Origin of the sequence: Phaeovulum vinaykumarii (assembly GCF_900156695.1) — a bacterium.
GTDB classification, from domain to species: Bacteria; Pseudomonadota; Alphaproteobacteria; order Rhodobacterales; family Rhodobacteraceae; genus Bieblia_A; species Bieblia_A vinaykumarii.
On sequence record NZ_FTOM01000015.1, the window covers coordinates 1 to 15,639 of the forward strand.

At 65.9% G+C, this 15,639-nt stretch carries 14 protein-coding genes; 11 read left to right on the forward strand and 3 right to left on the reverse strand.

All coding sequences use genetic code 11. The annotated features are described in order from the left end of the window. Nucleotides 1–164: 164 nt before the first annotated feature. The 11 genes from BW949_RS16025 to BW949_RS16075 all read left to right on the forward strand — a co-directional run bounded on the left by BW949_RS16025 (nucleotide 165) and on the right by BW949_RS16075 (nucleotide 13,024). Nucleotides 165–458 (forward strand): hypothetical protein, encoded by a 294-nt coding sequence (locus BW949_RS16025; RefSeq protein ID WP_076367902.1) that lies wholly within the window; start codon nucleotides 165–167, stop codon nucleotides 456–458. 271 nt (nucleotides 459–729) lie between these two features. After that, nucleotides 730–2,136, forward strand: coding sequence for a phosphohexomutase domain-containing protein (locus tag BW949_RS16030; RefSeq protein WP_076367904.1), 1,407 nt, complete (start codon nucleotides 730–732; stop codon nucleotides 2,134–2,136). 60 nt (nucleotides 2,137–2,196) lie between these two features. Further along, nucleotides 2,197–3,630: a mannose-1-phosphate guanylyltransferase/mannose-6-phosphate isomerase gene (locus tag BW949_RS16035; RefSeq protein WP_076367906.1), complete on the forward strand. Its 1,434-nt coding sequence runs from the start codon at nucleotides 2,197–2,199 to the stop codon at nucleotides 3,628–3,630. A gap of 33 nt (nucleotides 3,631–3,663) precedes the next feature. Then, on the forward strand, nucleotides 3,664–4,638 hold the full coding sequence (locus BW949_RS16040) for an NAD-dependent epimerase/dehydratase family protein (protein ID WP_076367908.1): 975 nt from the start codon (nucleotides 3,664–3,666) through the stop codon (nucleotides 4,636–4,638). Between the two features lie 3 nt (nucleotides 4,639–4,641). Further along, a complete protein-coding gene (locus BW949_RS16045) occupies nucleotides 4,642–5,874 on the forward strand; it encodes a glycosyltransferase family 4 protein (RefSeq protein ID WP_076367910.1) in 1,233 nt (410 codons plus the stop codon). A 209-nt stretch (nucleotides 5,875–6,083) separates the two neighbouring features. Next, nucleotides 6,084–7,199 carry an acyltransferase family protein gene (locus BW949_RS16050; protein WP_076367912.1) on the forward strand — a complete coding sequence of 372 codons (1,116 nt, stop codon included), beginning with the start codon at nucleotides 6,084–6,086 and terminating at the stop codon, nucleotides 7,197–7,199. A 38-nt stretch (nucleotides 7,200–7,237) separates the two neighbouring features. Further along, on the forward strand, nucleotides 7,238–8,182 hold the full coding sequence (fcl, locus tag BW949_RS16055; protein ID WP_076367914.1) for a GDP-L-fucose synthase: 945 nt from the start codon (nucleotides 7,238–7,240) through the stop codon (nucleotides 8,180–8,182). A 119-nt stretch (nucleotides 8,183–8,301) separates the two neighbouring features. Beyond that, nucleotides 8,302–9,615 (forward strand): lipopolysaccharide biosynthesis protein, encoded by a 1,314-nt coding sequence (locus BW949_RS16060; protein ID WP_143524470.1) that lies wholly within the window; start codon nucleotides 8,302–8,304, stop codon nucleotides 9,613–9,615. A 1-nt stretch (nucleotide 9,616) separates the two neighbouring features. Continuing rightward, the gene (locus BW949_RS16065) at nucleotides 9,617–10,867 is read left to right on the forward strand and encodes a hypothetical protein (protein ID WP_076367918.1); all 1,251 of its coding nucleotides are present in this window, start codon (nucleotides 9,617–9,619) and stop codon (nucleotides 10,865–10,867) included. 107 nt (nucleotides 10,868–10,974) lie between these two features. Further along, the gene (locus tag BW949_RS16070) at nucleotides 10,975–12,093 is read left to right on the forward strand and encodes a glycosyltransferase (RefSeq protein WP_159440080.1); all 1,119 of its coding nucleotides are present in this window, start codon (nucleotides 10,975–10,977) and stop codon (nucleotides 12,091–12,093) included. A gap of 13 nt (nucleotides 12,094–12,106) precedes the next feature. Further along, nucleotides 12,107–13,024, forward strand: a complete 918-nt coding sequence (locus BW949_RS16075; RefSeq protein WP_083947810.1) for a glycosyltransferase family 2 protein — start codon at nucleotides 12,107–12,109, stop codon at nucleotides 13,022–13,024. On the opposite strand, the gene BW949_RS16080 is transcribed toward BW949_RS16075, so the two are convergent. The 3 genes from BW949_RS16080 to BW949_RS16090 are packed head-to-tail and all read right to left on the reverse strand — an operon-like array spanning nucleotide 13,021 to nucleotide 15,413. Beyond that, nucleotides 13,021–14,025 (reverse strand): glycosyltransferase, encoded by a 1,005-nt coding sequence (locus BW949_RS16080; RefSeq protein ID WP_143524472.1) that lies wholly within the window; start codon nucleotides 14,023–14,025, stop codon nucleotides 13,021–13,023. The genes BW949_RS16075 and BW949_RS16080 overlap by 4 nt on opposite strands. Further along, nucleotides 14,012–14,569, reverse strand: coding sequence for an LbetaH domain-containing protein (locus BW949_RS16085; RefSeq protein WP_083947811.1), 558 nt, complete (start codon nucleotides 14,567–14,569; stop codon nucleotides 14,012–14,014). Before BW949_RS16085 ends, BW949_RS16080 begins: the two co-directional genes overlap by 14 nt. Before the next feature lies 1 nt (nucleotide 14,570). Continuing rightward, nucleotides 14,571–15,413: a sulfotransferase family protein gene (locus tag BW949_RS16090; protein WP_076367928.1), complete on the reverse strand. Its 843-nt coding sequence runs from the start codon at nucleotides 15,411–15,413 to the stop codon at nucleotides 14,571–14,573. Between the last annotated feature and the right edge of the window lie 226 nt (nucleotides 15,414–15,639).

Here is a 15,639-nt window from a genome sequence, read left to right on the forward strand (position 1 = left end):
ACGCGGCCAGACATGCCGAAATCATGGGCAGATCCGCGCATCGCGTGCTTGTGACCGCGCCGCAGCCCCGTTTGTCCGGGGGCGCGAGGTTGTCGCAAGCACCGCCGCCGTGGTAGGTTGGACCGGCACGAGTTTGCCAAGGTGTCCAGTTCCAGGAGGTCAGGATGGCACAGACGTTGAAGACCCTTGCCGTCACATTTGCCTTTGTCGCGGGGGTCGCCTCGGGGGCCCTGGCACAGCAGGCGCAGGGGCAGCCGCAGAACGGGGCTGTTCCCGCGACCAACGCCGCCGGCGCGCCGCCTGCATTGGGGCTTCCGCCCGCAGGTCCGGTCGCCACTAACTTCGTCTTCGCCATTGCGCCGATTGTGGCGGCGGGGGCCGTCGTGGCCGCAGCCGGCGCCGGGGGCACGACCGGCACGACCGGCACCACCAGCACGACCAGCACGACCAACCCCTGAGGCCCGCCGCCGAACGGGCGCGGCGCGTGAGGGACGCGGGCCACGGGGACCACAGGCACACGGGGACCACGGGCGCGTGGAAGCCGGGGGCCGGTTTGTCACGCGCCGGACGTGACCTGCGCAGGGCCGGAAAGGCCGGCGCGCAGGGACCGGGGGTGTTTCAGGGGGCGGGGTTGGTTGGCGCAAACAGGCTCGACAGCGGCCTGGGCGCCCCCCGGTCCTTGGCCTGCCCCCGGAACTTGAGAGAAACCGCCACCAGCAGGACTGCGCCATGTCGCCCAAATTCGGAACGAGCGGCCTTCGCGGCCTTGTGGTCGACCTTACCCCCGCTTGCGTCGGCGCCCATGTCCGCGCCTTCCTGCGCGCCTGCCCCACCGGCACCGGCCTCTTCGTCGGGCGCGACCTGCGGCCGTCGTCCCCGCGCATCGCCAGTGATGTGATCGCCGCGGCCCGCGCGCAGGGCCTGGCCGTCACCGATTGCGGCGCGCTGCCCACGCCGGCGCTGGCGCTGGCGGCCATGTCGGCGGGCGCGGCGGCGGTCATGGTGACCGGCAGCCATATCCCGGCCGACCGCAACGGCCTCAAGTTCTATCTGCCCACGGGCGAGATCTCGAAGGCCGACGAGGCCGCGATCCTGGCCGCGCTGGCGCAAGACAGCGCCGACAGCGCCCCCGCCGCGGGCCCGCTGCACGGCTGCCCCGAGGCCGGCGCCGCCTATGTCGCGCGCTATGTCGCGGCCTTTGGCCCCACAGCGCTGGCCGGTCTGCGGCTGGGGCTTTACGCGCATTCCTCGGTTGCGCGCGATCTTCTGGCCACGCTGCTCAAGGCTCTGGGCGCCGAGGTCGTGGCGCTGGCGCGTTCGGACAGCTTCATTCCCGTCGACACCGAGGCCGTCGCCCCCGACACCCGCCGCCATCTGGCCGAATGGTGCGCCGAGCATCGGCTGGATGCGGTTCTGTCGACCGATGGCGACGCCGACCGCCCGCTTTTGACCGATGCCGCGGGCAAGGTGGTGCCGGGCGACATTCTGGGCGTGCTGAGCGCGCAGGCGCTGGGGGCAGAGGTGATCTGCACCCCGGTGTCGTCGAATTCCATGGTGGCGCGGATCCCGGCCTTCAGGGCGGTGCATCGCACGAAGATCGGCTCGCCCTTCGTCATCGCGGCGATGGAGGCCGCGCTGGCCCGCGACCCGAACGCCAAGGTGGTGGGTTTCGAGGCCAACGGCGGCTTCCTGCAAGGCTTCACCGCCGCGGGCCCCGCCGGGCCGTTGCCGCCGCTGATGACGCGCGACGCCGTGCTGCCGATCGTGGCGCCGCTGGCTGCGGCCCGTGCCGCCGGCCGAACGCTGGCCGAGGCCGTGGCCGCGCTGCCCCCGCGCCATACCGCCGCCGACCGTCTGACCGAGATCCCGACCGCGGCCAGCGCGGCGCTTCTGGCGCAGTTGCGCGACGATGCGACGGCCCGCGCGGCCTTCCTGGCGCCGCTCGGCCGCGAGGCCGGTCTGGACCTGACCGACGGGCTTCGAATCAACCTTGAGGACGGCACGATCGTGCATTTGCGCCCCTCGGGCAACGCGCCCGAATTCCGGGTCTATGTCGAGGCGCAGACGGCGGCGGATGCGCAGAATTTGCTCGACCGTGCCCTTGATCTGGTCAATCGCGCGTTATCTGCGCATTAGGGTTTGCGGCACCGCAGCGAGTATGCTGGATTTGTCTCGTGGTTCACGGTGGAGGCAAAGTTGATTTACCCCACGATCCTGTGTGGGGGCTCGGGCACGCGTCTGTGGCCCCTCTCGCGCAAGAGTTATCCCAAGCAATTCGTTCCCCTTCTGGGTGAGGAAACCCTGTTCCAGGCTTCGGTCAAACGCTTGACAGGGCCCGGTTTTGCCGCGCCTCTGGTGCTGACCAACAGCGACTTTCGCTTCATCGTCACCGAACAGATGACCGAGATCGGCGTCGATCCCGGCGCCATCCTGATCGAGCCCGAGGGCCGCAATACCGCCCCTGCCGTCCTGGCCGCGGCGCTGCATTTGCAGGCCCGCGACCCCGATGCGGTGGTGCTGGTGGCGCCATCCGATCACGCGATCCCGGATTCCGAGGCGTTTCGTGCTGCGGTGCAGCGTGGGCTGGCCGCCGTCGAACGGGGCCAGATCGTCACCTTCGGCATCCCCCCCACCCGCGCCGAGACCGGCTATGGTTATCTTGAACTGGCCGCGGCCCCCGACGACAGCGGCGCGCCGGTCGATCTGCGGCGTTTCGTCGAGAAACCCGACCGCGCCCGCGCCGAAGAGATGCTGGCCGCGGGCACCTATCTGTGGAACGCGGGCATCTTCCTGTTCCGCGCCGCCGACATGGTGGCGGCCTTCGAGGCGCATGCGCCCGACGTTCTTGCCCCCGTGCGCGCGGCGCTGGCCGATGCCTATCCCGATCTGGGGTTCCTGCGCCTGACGGAAGCGGCCTGGGCCGAGGCGCCCGATATCTCGCTTGATTATGCGGTGATGGAACATCTCTCCACCCTGGCGGCGGTGCCCTTCGCCGGCGAATGGTCGGATCTGGGCGGGTGGGACGCGGTCTGGCAGGCCGGCCCGCCCGATGATGCCGGCACCGTCCTTTCGGGGGCGGCGACCGCGATCGACTGCCAGGGCAGCTTGCTGCGTTCGGAAAGCGAAGGCGTCGAGCTGGTCGGCATCGGCCTCGAGGGGGTCATCGCGGTGGCCATGAACGACGCGGTTCTGGTGGCCGACATGTCGCGCGCCCAGGACGTCAAGCAGGCGGTCACGGCGCTCAAGGCGCGCGCCGCCCCGCAGGCGGTGCAATTTCCCAAGGATCACCGCCCCTGGGGCTGGTTCGAGACCCTGGCGCTGGGGCCGCGTTTCCAGGTCAAGCGCATCGTCGTGCATCCGGGCGCCAGCCTCAGCCTGCAAAGCCACCACCACCGGTCGGAACACTGGATCGTGGTGCAGGGCACGGCCAAGGTGACCGTGGACGACAAGGTGCAGCTGGTGACCGAAAACCAGTCCGTCTATGTGCCCCTGGGCGCCGTGCACCGCATGGAAAACCCCGGCAAGCTGCCGATGGTGCTGATCGAGGTCCAGACCGGGGCCTATCTGGGGGAAGACGATATCGTGCGCTATCAGGATATCTATGCGCGCGGACAGGGGGCCAAGGGCTAGAAACGGATCAAGTCCACGATTTGGAGAACGGATATGAAGACAGCGCTGGTTTGTGGTGCCGGTGGATTTATCGGTGGTCACCTCGTCAAAAGATTGAAGAAGGAAGGGTTCTGGGTTCGTGGCGTTGATCTGAAATTCCACGAGCATGCCAGGACCGAAGCCGATGATTTCGTGATCGGCGATCTGCGCGATCAAGCCTTCGTGCGTTCGGTCATCGACCGTCGTTTCGACGAAGTTTATCAGCTTGCCGCCGATATGGGCGGGGCGGGATATGTCTTTACCGGAACCCATGATGCCGACATCATGCATAATTCGGCGATGATCAATCTCAACGTGCTGGATGCGTGCCACAAGCGCAACATCAAGCGCGTCTTCTATTCGTCTTCGGCCTGCATGTATCCCGAACACAATCAGCTGGACCCCGACAACCCCAATTGCGCCGAAGACAGCGCCTATCCGGCCAACCCGGACAGCGAATACGGCTGGGAAAAGCTCTTCTCCGAACGGCTCTATCTGGCGTATAACCGCAATTACGGCATGGAATGCCGGGTGGCGCGCTTTCACAACATCTTCGGACCGGAAGGCACCTGGGAAGGGGGCAAGGAAAAGGCCCCTGCCGCGATGTGCCGCAAGGTCGCGCTTTGTCCCGACGGGGGCGAGATCGAAGTCTGGGGTGACGGCCAGCAGACCCGTTCGTTCCTCTATATCGACGAATGTCTTGAGGGCGTCTTGCGCCTGACGCGTTCGGATTTCGAGGGCCCGGTGAATATCGGCTCGGAAGAAATGATCAAGATCAACGATCTGGCAAAGATGGCCATCGAGATTTCGGGCAAGAACATCTCGCTGCGGAATATTCCCGGCCCGGTCGGGGTGCGCGGACGCAATTCCGACAACCGGTTGATCCGCGAGAAGCTGGATTGGGCGCCGGATGCGCCTTTGCGCGAAGGGATGGAAAAGGTCTATGCCTGGATCGCGGGAGAAATCGCGCGGCGGCACAATCAGGGCTGAATCATGCGCATTCTCATTCACGATTTCGCCGGTCACCCCTTTCAGGTGCAGCTCTCTCGTGAACTCGCGCGGCGCGGCCATGATGTCACGCACAGCTGGTTCGCTGGGGATATCGGACCCAAGGGGGATTTGCAGCGAAAACCGGGAGATGCCGACACCCTGGAGTTTCTGCCTCTGGGCCGCACGATCAATTATTCCAAGGCCAATCTGATCCGGCGCAGGCAAGGTGATGTCGCCTATGGGCAAGAGGTGGCGCGCACGATCCGCGCCACCCGTCCCGATATTGTCCTGTGCGGCAATTCTCCGACCGAAGTCGTCTCGCCATTGTTGCCCGCCTGCAAGGCCGCAGGCGCTGCATTCGTCTACTGGGTTCAGGATTTCAACGGGCTGGCCAGCCGGAAACTGCTTTCGCGGCGCCTTCCGGTCATCGGCGATCTGGTCGGGCGGTATTACATGTGGCTTGACGCCCGTCACCTTCGGGCATCGCAAAGGGTGGTCGTGATTTCCGATGGGTTCCTTGGCGAAACGGACCGGATGGGAATTGCGCGCGACAAGATCGATGTCATTCCCAACTGGGGCGCGATCAGCGACATTCCCGTGCTGGACAAGGACACCGCCTGGCGGCGGGAGCAGGGCCTGAAACGGCCGCGAATTGCCCTTTATTCCGGCACGCTGGCGTTGAAACACAATCCCGAACTTCTGAGAACGCTCGCACTTGCGCTCGAGGAACGCGGCGATGCCAGCGTGGTGGCGGTGGCCGCTGGCGTCGGGGCCGAGGCGCTGGCCGAATCCCAGAGAAACGCGCCGCTGCAATCGCTCGAGCTGCGCGGGCTCCAGCCGTTCGAGAGGTTCCCCGAGGTTCTCGGCAGCGCCGACATTCTGCTGGCGGTGCTCGAGCGCGAGGCAGGCAGCTTCTCGGTTCCCTCGAAGATCCTCAGTTATCTCTGCGCCGGCCGACCCATCGTCCTTGCCGCGCCCGCGGAAAACCTGGCCGCCCGCATCGTCAGCGACATCGGCGCGGGGCGTGTCGTCGAGCCCGAGGACGCAGCCGGTTTTACATCTGCGGCGCTGCATTTCCTCGATGACCCCGAGGCCGCGCGCGAAGCCGGCGAAAGGGCGCGGGCCTATGCCGAAAGCCATTTCAGGATCGACCGGGTGGCGGATCGGTTCGAAGAGGTGTTTGCAAAGGCGCGCGACGGCCAGGCGTCAGGGAGACCCGGCGAAGCAATCGGATGAGACGACACCGCGACCCTGACGGGCGTTGCGCCCCTTTGCGGGAGGCACGGGCCGCAACGCCTTGCCTCCGGTGGGCAGACAGATCCTGGCGGGTTGCCCTCAGATCTTCGATCCCGCGCGGGATATGCTCCTTGGGGACATTTCCGGCCGGAAATTCTTGGTCGACGTGTTCGACAGCACTGAGGCTTTAGCAGGCACGAGGGGCAGGGATGAGTATTTTCGGCGACCGAGGCCACGACACACACCCGCGCCGCGGGCTTTTCGGGCTGACGCCCGAGAGTGACACGTTCCTGCATCTGGATCTGATGCGCTTCATCGCCTCGATGAGGATCGTGCTGGTGCATTTCGCCCCGCGGCTGGGGCTGACGCATGCTCAGGTCGACGGCATGAATGCCTTTGTGGACGTGTTCTTCGTGATCTCGGGGATCGTCATCAGCCATGTCTATCACGCGCGGATCGCGCAACCGGGGGCCTTTCGCACCTTTCTGGTGGCGCGTGTCGCGCGGCTCGTGCCGTTGCATGTGCTGGCGACGCTGGCTTTCGTGGGGATCGGGCTTTTGTCGGCGATGGTCGGGCTGGCCGTCAACGATGCCGACAAATACGATCTGAGCTGCCTGCCGCCCAGCCTGCTTCTGACCCATGCGATCATCGGCTGCGACAAGCCGGTGTTCAATTTCGTCAGTTGGTCGATCAGCGCCGAATTCGCCATGTATCTGCTGTTTCCTCTCCTGATGGCGGCGGGGCTGTGGCGACGCTGGCTGCTGGTGGTGCTGGCCGCAGGCTTCGTGGCGCTGTTCAGCTGGGCCGATCCCGGCTGGTGGCTGCGCACCTATGATCACGGCGTGCTGCGGGCGGTCCCGGCGTTCCTTCTGGGGATGGGCCTGCATCTCTACCGCGCGGAACTGGGCCGGATCGCCCTGCCGGGATGGCTGTTCGTGCCGGCGGTGGCGGGGCTGGTCGCGGCGATGACGCTTGTGGGTGCGGGGCTGGCCGTGCTGGGGCTTTCCTATGGCTGCGTGGTGCTCCTGTTCATCCTGGACCGCCGCCCCGAGACCCATTCACCCCTGCTGCGCTATCTCGCGCCCCTTGGCCAGCTGACCTATTCGATCTACATGCTGCACCCGCTCTTTCACGCCATCGCCCTGGCGCTCGTGGCGCAGCGGATCGCGCATCTCGAGGGCATGGCGCTGCATCTGGCAACGCTGGCCAGCCTGCCTGTGCTGATCGGGGTGTCCTACCTGTCACTGGTGCTGTTTGAAACGCCCGCCCGGCGCTGGATCCGGGCCCGCTGGGGGGCCCCAAGGGACAAAGGCGCGGCGGGTTGAGCCCGTGTCGGCGCCCGCCGACCGAGGAGAGATGAGAGATGACATTTGATCTGAGCGGCAAGCGCATCTGGGTGGCAGGCCACCGCGGCATGGTCGGTGCGGCGGTCGTGCGGCGGCTGGCGGGCGAGGGCTGCGAGATCCTGACCGCCGGGCGCGAGATCGTGGATCTGCTCGATCAGGCCGCGGTGCGCGGCTGGATGCAGGCCAACCGTCCCGACGCGATCGTGCTGGCCGCGGCCAAGGTCGGCGGCATCAAGGCCAATTCCGAATTCCCGGTCGATTTCCTGCATCAGAACCTGATGATCGAGACCAATATCCTGGCGGCCGCGCATGAAACGGATGTGGCGCGCGTGCTCTTTCTGGGCTCGTCGTGCATCTATCCCAAATTCGCCCCCCAGCCGATCCCGGAAGATGCGCTTCTGACCGGCCCGCTGGAACCCACCAACGAATGGTATGCCATTGCCAAGATCGCGGGGATCAAGCTGGTCCAGGCCTATCGCACGCAATACGGCCGCGACTGGATCTCGGCCATGCCCACCAATCTCTACGGGCCGGGCGACAATTACGACCTGAACTCCAGCCATGTCCTGCCCGCGCTGTTGCGCAAGTTCCACGAGGCCAAGACCCGCGGCGCGCCCGAGGTCGTGCTCTGGGGCTCGGGGACGCCGCTGCGCGAATTCCTGCATTGCGACGATCTGGCCGATGCGCTGATCTTCCTGCTTGGGCAGTATTCGGGGCACGAACATGTCAACGTCGGCTCGGGCGTCGAGGTTACGATCCGCGAGCTGGCCGAGATCATCGCCGATGTGGTCGGCTATCGTGCCGCGCTGGTCTTTGACAGCACCAAGCCCGACGGCACCCCGCGCAAGCTGATGGATTCGGGGCGGCTGCATCGGATGGGCTGGAACCGGGCGCGCCCGCTGCGCGAGGGGATCGCCCAGACCTATGCCGACTGGCTGCAACAGACCGGAGCCAAGCAATGATCTGTCACGCTGCGACATACGACTGTGACAGGGCCCTGCGTCTGGGCCCGTGTCTGGGCGCGGCGCTTGCGCGGCACGCCGCCCCGCTTGTGGCGGTGGGGCGCTAGGGGATGCGTCGGGTGGCAGGACAGCTGGGGCGCCTTGTGCGGAACCTGAAAGCCGAAGGCACCCGCGGGCGCATGCTGCGCGGCGTTCTTTCCAACATCTTCGACAAGGGCGCCATCACCGTCATCCAGCTGATGATGATCCCGGTGCTGACCTCGGCCTGGGGCGCCGAGGGCTATGGCATCTGGCTGATGCTGATGACGGTGCCGACCTTCATCGCGCTGTCGGATTTCGGCTTCGCCACGGCGGCGGGGGCGGCGATGACGCAGGCGGTCGCGCTGGGCGATTACGCGCGCGCGCGCACCATCTTGCACAGCGCGTTCCTGTTCACCTCGCTCATGCTGGTGGTTGCGGGAGGGCTGGGGATCGCCTTCGCGGCCTATCTCTATGGCCATGCCGACCCCGAGGGCGTGTTCCCGCCCGCGCAGATCGCCGGCGCGCTGGTCGCCGTCGTGCTCTATTCGGCGATCTCGGCGCTGATGCTGGTGGTCATCATGGCCTATCGCGCCACCCATGCCTTTGCCTTTGCAACAACCTATGCCGGCTTGACCGTCCTGATCGAGGGCAGCACCACCTTGCTTCTGGTTCTGGCCGGCGCCCAGATCTTGCAGGTGGCGTTGGTCACCCTGGTCCTGCGCATGATCAGCTTTCCGCTGTTCCTGCATCTGTTGCGCCGCCGGCAGGCCTGGGTCAGCTTCGGCTTCGGCGCGGCGACCCGCACAACCTTTCGCGCGCTGCTGAAACCCTCGCTGGCGGCGCTGGGGCTGACGCTGTCTTCGGCGCTGATGCTGCAAGGCGTGCTGAGCGGTCTGGGCGCGGTCGCGGGGGCGGCGGTGGTGGCCGTCTTCGGACCCGCGCGCACGCTCAGCCGGATCCCGCTGCAATTCGCAGGCTTGGTGCTGCGCCCGTCGCTGCCCGAGCTGACCCATGCGCTGAGCACGGGCGATCATGCGCTGGCGCGCCGGCTGGACCGGCTGAACCTGGGTATCAGCGCCGCGGTGACGCTGCCCTTTGCGGTGGCCCTGACGATCTGGGGGCCGGATCTTTTGCATTTCATGTCCGGGGGCACGCTGTCCGCGCCGCCGCTTCTGTTCCTGGCGCTGGGACTTGCGGCCACGTTCAATGCGCTGTGGATGGCGCTGGCCGCCGGGCTGGTGGCCATGAACCGTCAGGGCAGCTTCGCCCCGACGGCCGTGGCCAGCGCCGGGGGCGCCATTCTCGTCACGCTTCTTGCGGCCGATGCGACCCTTGCGGCGGCGGCCATGGTGGCGGCCGAACTGGCGGTTCTGATCCGCATCATCGGGATACGCCGGAAGGACGCGGCCTGACATGATCGCCACCGAAAAGATCCTGGCCTGGCTGATGTTCTCGACGATCTCGATCCTGTTCTTCGGGAGTTTTCCGGGCATTTCGCTGGCGGCACAACTCAGCGCCCTGGTGGTGCTCGTGTTCGCGGCGGCGCTGGCGCTTGTGATGGGACAGGTCCGCAGGGTGCCGCTGGGGACAAATGAATGGGTCTTTCTGGCGTTGGTTCTGATCTCGTTTGTCTCCTCGATGCTCAACGACCTGCCCTATTCGATGCAATATACGGTGCTTTTCGCGGCTGCGATCTGCGCGGTGATCGTGCTGTCACGGGCCCTGAGCTTCCAGACGATCTTCGAGAGCACCGCCGCGAGTTTCGCGGTCATGGTCTGCGTGTCGATCGTGCTTGACCCGGTGAATTACCTGGTCGGCCTCAGCGCACAGCACATCAAGGGGCTGGGTCTGCTGCGCTATACCCAGCTTGGGCTTCACCCCAACCTTGCGGGGTTCATCTTCGGCGGGGGCACCATCCTCTTGTGGGTGCGCGCGCTTCAGAAGAAGGGCCTTGCACGCCTGGCCTTTCTTGTCCTGTCGGCCCTGTCCTTCTCGCTGGTGATGGCGGCGTCGTCTCGTTCGGGCATGCTGGCGACGGTGGCCGCATTCACCCTGGTTGGGCTGACACGCCTGTTTCCGCTCTCGCGGCGCAATGCGCGCCTGCTGGGGCTGGCGCTGGCCGGAGGTGGGCTGGCCGTGGTGCTGACCGATCTGGGCACGAAGGCGGTGGGATATCTCATCAAGATCACGGATTTCGAATCCAGCACGCGCGGTCTCGGCTCCGGGGCCTCGGGGCGCACCGATCTGTGGTTGCAGGGGCTTGCCGTGATCGGCAACCGCGATTTCCTGCCGGCGATGTTCGGAAGTGGCCTGCGCAGCACGGATACCGACGCGGTGGGGTTCCTGACCGAAAACGCCTATATCACCGTGCTGATCGAGAACGGCCTTCTCGCCGGTGGCCTCGCGCTGGTCGTGCTGGTGCTCAGCCTCGGGCTTTACCTGCTGCGGTCTCGAAGGGGCGATCTGCATGACCTGCTGATTGCGATGCTGCTGTGCTTCGTGCTGATCGAATCGACCTTGAACCGCTATATTTTCGGCATCGGGAACCCGCTCTCTCTGTATTATCTGTTCATCTACGCCGCGCTGCTCAGACACCGCCCGGCGTTCTCTCCCGGGGCGTTGTCCCGGCAGCGGCGCGCGCAAGCGTCGGCCGCCACATCGTGATCAAGGGGGCGGCGACGAATGCGCAGACGAAAGGCCCCGTTCTTGAAACCCGGCGCCGCATGGTGCCCGAGACCCTGTCACGAATGCCGCACAAGGATCCCCCCGCCATGATCAGCGAGATCTATTTCTGGCAGCACGAGATGAACCCGCATGTGATCCCGCTGGCCAATGCCATCGCGCGGCGCGGGGATGCCGGGCGCACCCTGTGCATCGCGCAGGAGCCTTTGAACCCGCGGCGCGTGGCGCAGGGCATTCCCGGCGACCAGATGCCCGATTGCGAGACGATCGTCGCGCCCTCCGCCGCCGAGGTGGCCCGGATCGTGGCGCAATCGGCGCCGGATTCGGTGCATCTCTTCTACGGCATGCACTGGGTGCCCTGCATCGTCGAGGGCATCCGTCAGGCCGCGCAGCACGACCGTTTCTTCGGCCTGATCAGCGAGCCGCGGGTTCTTGCCGGCTGGAAGGGCAAGCTGCGCCTGGCGCATTCGTGGACCCAGGAACGCCGCCACCGCCGTCATGCGCGTTTCGTGGGGGCCATCGGGCGGCATGGCCCGCGCTGGTTCCGGCTGACCGGCTATGGCGCGCGGGTCTTTCCCTTCGCCTATTTCATCGACCCGCCCCCGATCGACCCGCCCCCCGCGCCGCCGGCCCGCGACAGCGGCCGGCTGCGGATCGGCTATATCGGCCGGCTGATCGAGCCCAAGGGCTTTGGCGTCTTCCTGCGGCTGATCGAGGCGGCGCAGGGGCGCCATGATGTCTTCATCGCCGGATCGGGGGCGATGGCCGAGACCGCGGCGGCACTGGCGGCGCAACGCCCCGAGGTCACCTTTGCCGGGGTGGTGCCGATGACGCAGGTGCCCGCCTGGATGGCGGGGCTGGATGCCGTGGTCGTGCCGTCGCTGACCACCGATGACGGCTGGGCGGTGGTGGTCTCCGAGGCGCTTTTCGCCGGCACCTTCGCGGTCATCAACGGCCGCGTCGGCGCCTCGGTCCTGGCCGATGAAGACGGGATCGCCGCGCGCATCGACAGCGACGATCCGCGCGATTATCTGGCCGCCCTCGAAGCCGCCGCCGCCCGCGGCGCGCTGGATGCGCCCTCCCGCGCCCACCGCAGCCATTATGCCGCCAGCCATCTGTCCGCCGATGCGGGCGCCGCCTATCTGATGGGCATTCTCGATCACCTGCGCGATGGCGCGACCCCGCGGCCCAAGCCCTATCACCTGTGACCGGAGCCTGCCGATGCCCCAGAGCCTGACCGCCCTCATCCTCACCTTCAACGAGGAGATGCATATCGAACGCTGCATCCGCTCGCTCGAGGGGGTGGCCGAGCGGATCTGCATCGTCGACAGCCATTCGACCGACCGCACGGTCGAGATCGCCCGCAGCCTGGGTGCCGAGGTCTTGCTGAACCCCTGGTGCGGGCATGCGGCGCAGTTCCAATGGGGGCTCGACACCGCCGGCATCACCAGCGACTGGACCTTGCGCATCGACGCCGACGAATTTCTCGACACCGGATTGCGCGCGGCCCTGCGGGCGTGGCTGGCCGCCCCCGAACCGGGCGTGAACGGCCTTTACCTGCGCCGCCAGATCGTCTTTCTCGGGCGTCCGATCCGGCATGGGTTCTTCTATCCGCTCCATATCCTGCGGCTGTGGCGCAGCGGCGAAGGCCGGATGGAGCAGCGCCTGATGGATGAGCATATCGTTCTGGACAGCCCCCGGACCCGCGTGCTCGAGGGGGGGGATCTGGTGGATCACAACCTCAACGACCTGAGCTGGTGGATTGCCAAGCACGACAAATATGCCGGCCTCGAGGTCGCGGCGCGGCTTGCGGCGGCCGAGGGGCACAGGACATCGGACGAGAAGCTGACGGGCAGCGCCGCGCGCAAGCGCTGGATCAAGGAAAAGGTCTATACCCGCTTGCCGGTCACCCTGCGCTCGGGGCTCTATTTCTTCTATCGCTACGTGATCGGGCGCGGTTTTCTGGATGGGAAAGAGGGGTTCTTCTTCCACGTCCTGCAAGGCTTCTGGTATCGCACGCTGGTCGAGGCCAAGCTTCTTGAACTGCAACAGCAGGCGCAGGCCGAAGGCCTTAGCCCCTATGCGCTTTTGCAGCGGCGCGGCGTGTTCGAGCAAACTTCGGTTGCGCCCAAGACCTAACGGGCAAGCTGCCCCAAAATAGTATCCACCACGGCTTGCGGTTGCCGAAACTTTGCGTTTTCGCAAAGCGCCTCCCTTAGGCTCTCGCGCTGCGCGCTAAGCGCCTCAATCGCCGCAAGCAGATTAGGCGTCGTGAAAGCGTCAGGGGCAAGAACCGTGCCGCCGACGGCGGGCGCCAGAACCTGCTGGCGCAGACAGGGCAGATCGGTGCAGATCGTTGCGGTGCCGCATCCTGTCGCCTCGGCGATCACCCCGCTGACCCGGAACCGGTAGGTCTGCTCTGGATAGGGCAGCACAAGAATATCCAGATCTTCAAGGAACGCCATGTAATCCGATTGCGCAGAGGTATCGCAAATCTGGGCTTTGGGCCATCTGCTCTGCGCCTCGACAACCCGGTTTGTGCCGACCCGGAACGCTATATCTTCGCGGTCGCGCAGCGCCTCATCTAAATAGGGAATGACCCGATCCAATCCTTTTTCGGGACGCGGATCACCGGCCACCCCGACCACGGTTCTGTGCGGCCTCGCGGCTATCGACGCCGCGCTTTGGTTTGACACGGACACAACAGGATGCGGGAAAACGACCGCATCATGCAGGCCCAAAACCTGCTGCACCCCGGCGTCGCTTTCAAGGCAGGCAAAGCGCAGCCCCAATCGCGAAAGTACCTTCAACAGCTGCTTTTCGATGGGCTTTCGCTCTGCCGATTGCACATTATGCGCGATCAACAGCAAGCATTTACGGCGCAGGGGAAACACAAGCACCAAGGTCAGAAAAAAGAAATAGGTGCTAAATTCGCGTACCAAAATCGTCTGACGCTGCCGCTGGCCCCAGATCCTGAACGCCAATTCAACATATTCGCCAATACGCCGCAGCGGGCCCAGTTTCGGCGGCAAAAGGTCTGCAAACCGCCATGCGAAGGCGATGCCCAGACGCGGGTCATTGCGGCGTTGGATTTCTGTCACAAGCGGGTCCAACCCCCGATGCGGATTATGAACCGGCATCGAATTGCCTTTCCTTGATCCGGGTTGCCGGGTTGCCGGCATACACTCCCCAAGGCGCCAGCCGCCCATTCACGACCGCGCGCGCGCCCACGACGCAACCTTCCGAGACCACCGCGCCGGGACCCACAAAGGATTCGGCGCAGACCCAGGCATGCGGCCCGATCTCGATCGGGCGGGTGACCAGCGGATGGCTGCCCCTAGTGTAATCATGCGTGCCCGCGCACAGGAAGGCGCGCTGCGAGATGATGGTGTTTTCGCGGATGGTGATCGGGGCCATGTTGTAGCAGATCACGCCTTCGGCAAGGACCGTCGCGCGTTCCATGCGCAGCCATGGCGGATACCACACCCGCGCCGAACCGCGCACATCCGTGCGATCGGCCATGCTTGCCCCGAACAGGCGCAGCAAAAAGCGCCGCCAGCGGACCAGTTTCTTGGGCGTCCAGCTTGCGCCGAGCGCCCAGACGATCATCCAGATCAGCCGCAACAGACGGTGGCGCAGCGGAAAGCTGGGCGCGCGCGACGGCAGCACGGGGGCGGCGTCCATCTCAGGCCTCGACCGGATGCGCGGCCTGCGCAAGGCCCGAGATGACCCCGAGATCGCGCGCATAGAACCCCTGCACGAAGGTTTCGACCTCTCGGTGCTCGGCCTCGGTCAGACCATAGCGTTCCTGCACCGAAAGCCGCGCCCCCGATTGCGACGTGCCGGCGCTGCGCTGGCGCAATTGCTGCATCGCCCACATGGCGCCCGGCAGCTTGCGCAGCTGTTTCTTGATGGAATTGTTGGCCAGAATGCGCCGCATCGGCAGCGGCAGGTCGAATTGCTCCGATCCGTTCTCGCGCCCGAAATCGACCGGCGCTCCGATGCAGTCCGACAGCGCTTCGGCAAAGCCGGACATCTCCTTGAGATCGAACGCGCGCAGATCCAGATCCACCCCCTCGGGCGGCGTGAGATAGATCCATTGCGGGCGGAAATGCGTCAGCTCCAGGATCTCCATCACCGCCTCGGCCGAGCCCAGTTCGCGCAGACGCGCGACCAGATCAAGAAAGACCTTGCGGCGTTCGGATTGGGCGGCAAACCGGATATCCGTTTCGCCATAGACCCGGCAATATTCATTGACCGAGGACAGGAAACGCGCAAACGGGTCACGATAGAGCACGAAGAACGCCAGCCCCCGAACCTCGGCCCAGAGCGCCGGATAATGGCGGGCGAATTCCGCAATGCCGATATGGGCCCGGTCCACCCGATGCAGCGGCGAGGCCGGGTCCGGGTCCGTCTCGAACAGATCGACGTCAGGGTCGCGCCAGGGCTCCAGCGTCGCGCGCACCGAGCTTCCGGCGACCTTGGGGTTATGCATGAAGACAAAACCATGCCTGCGGCTGACGATCATGCGCGTTTCTCCGTTTCTGGCAAGCGCTTGTCCTTGCAGAGCGCGTGACAAGGAACCCGTCTTCCGGCGCCGTCCGAATGCCCATGCCGCCGTTGCCGTCTTCATATCATGGCGCGCGCGTTTCGGGCAACGTCGCCTCGGGCGGGGATCGGGCAGCGGGCGCGGGCATGCCACAAGACGGGCAGAGTGACGCGCGAATGGCTCGGAATTGGGCGCCGTCGGATTG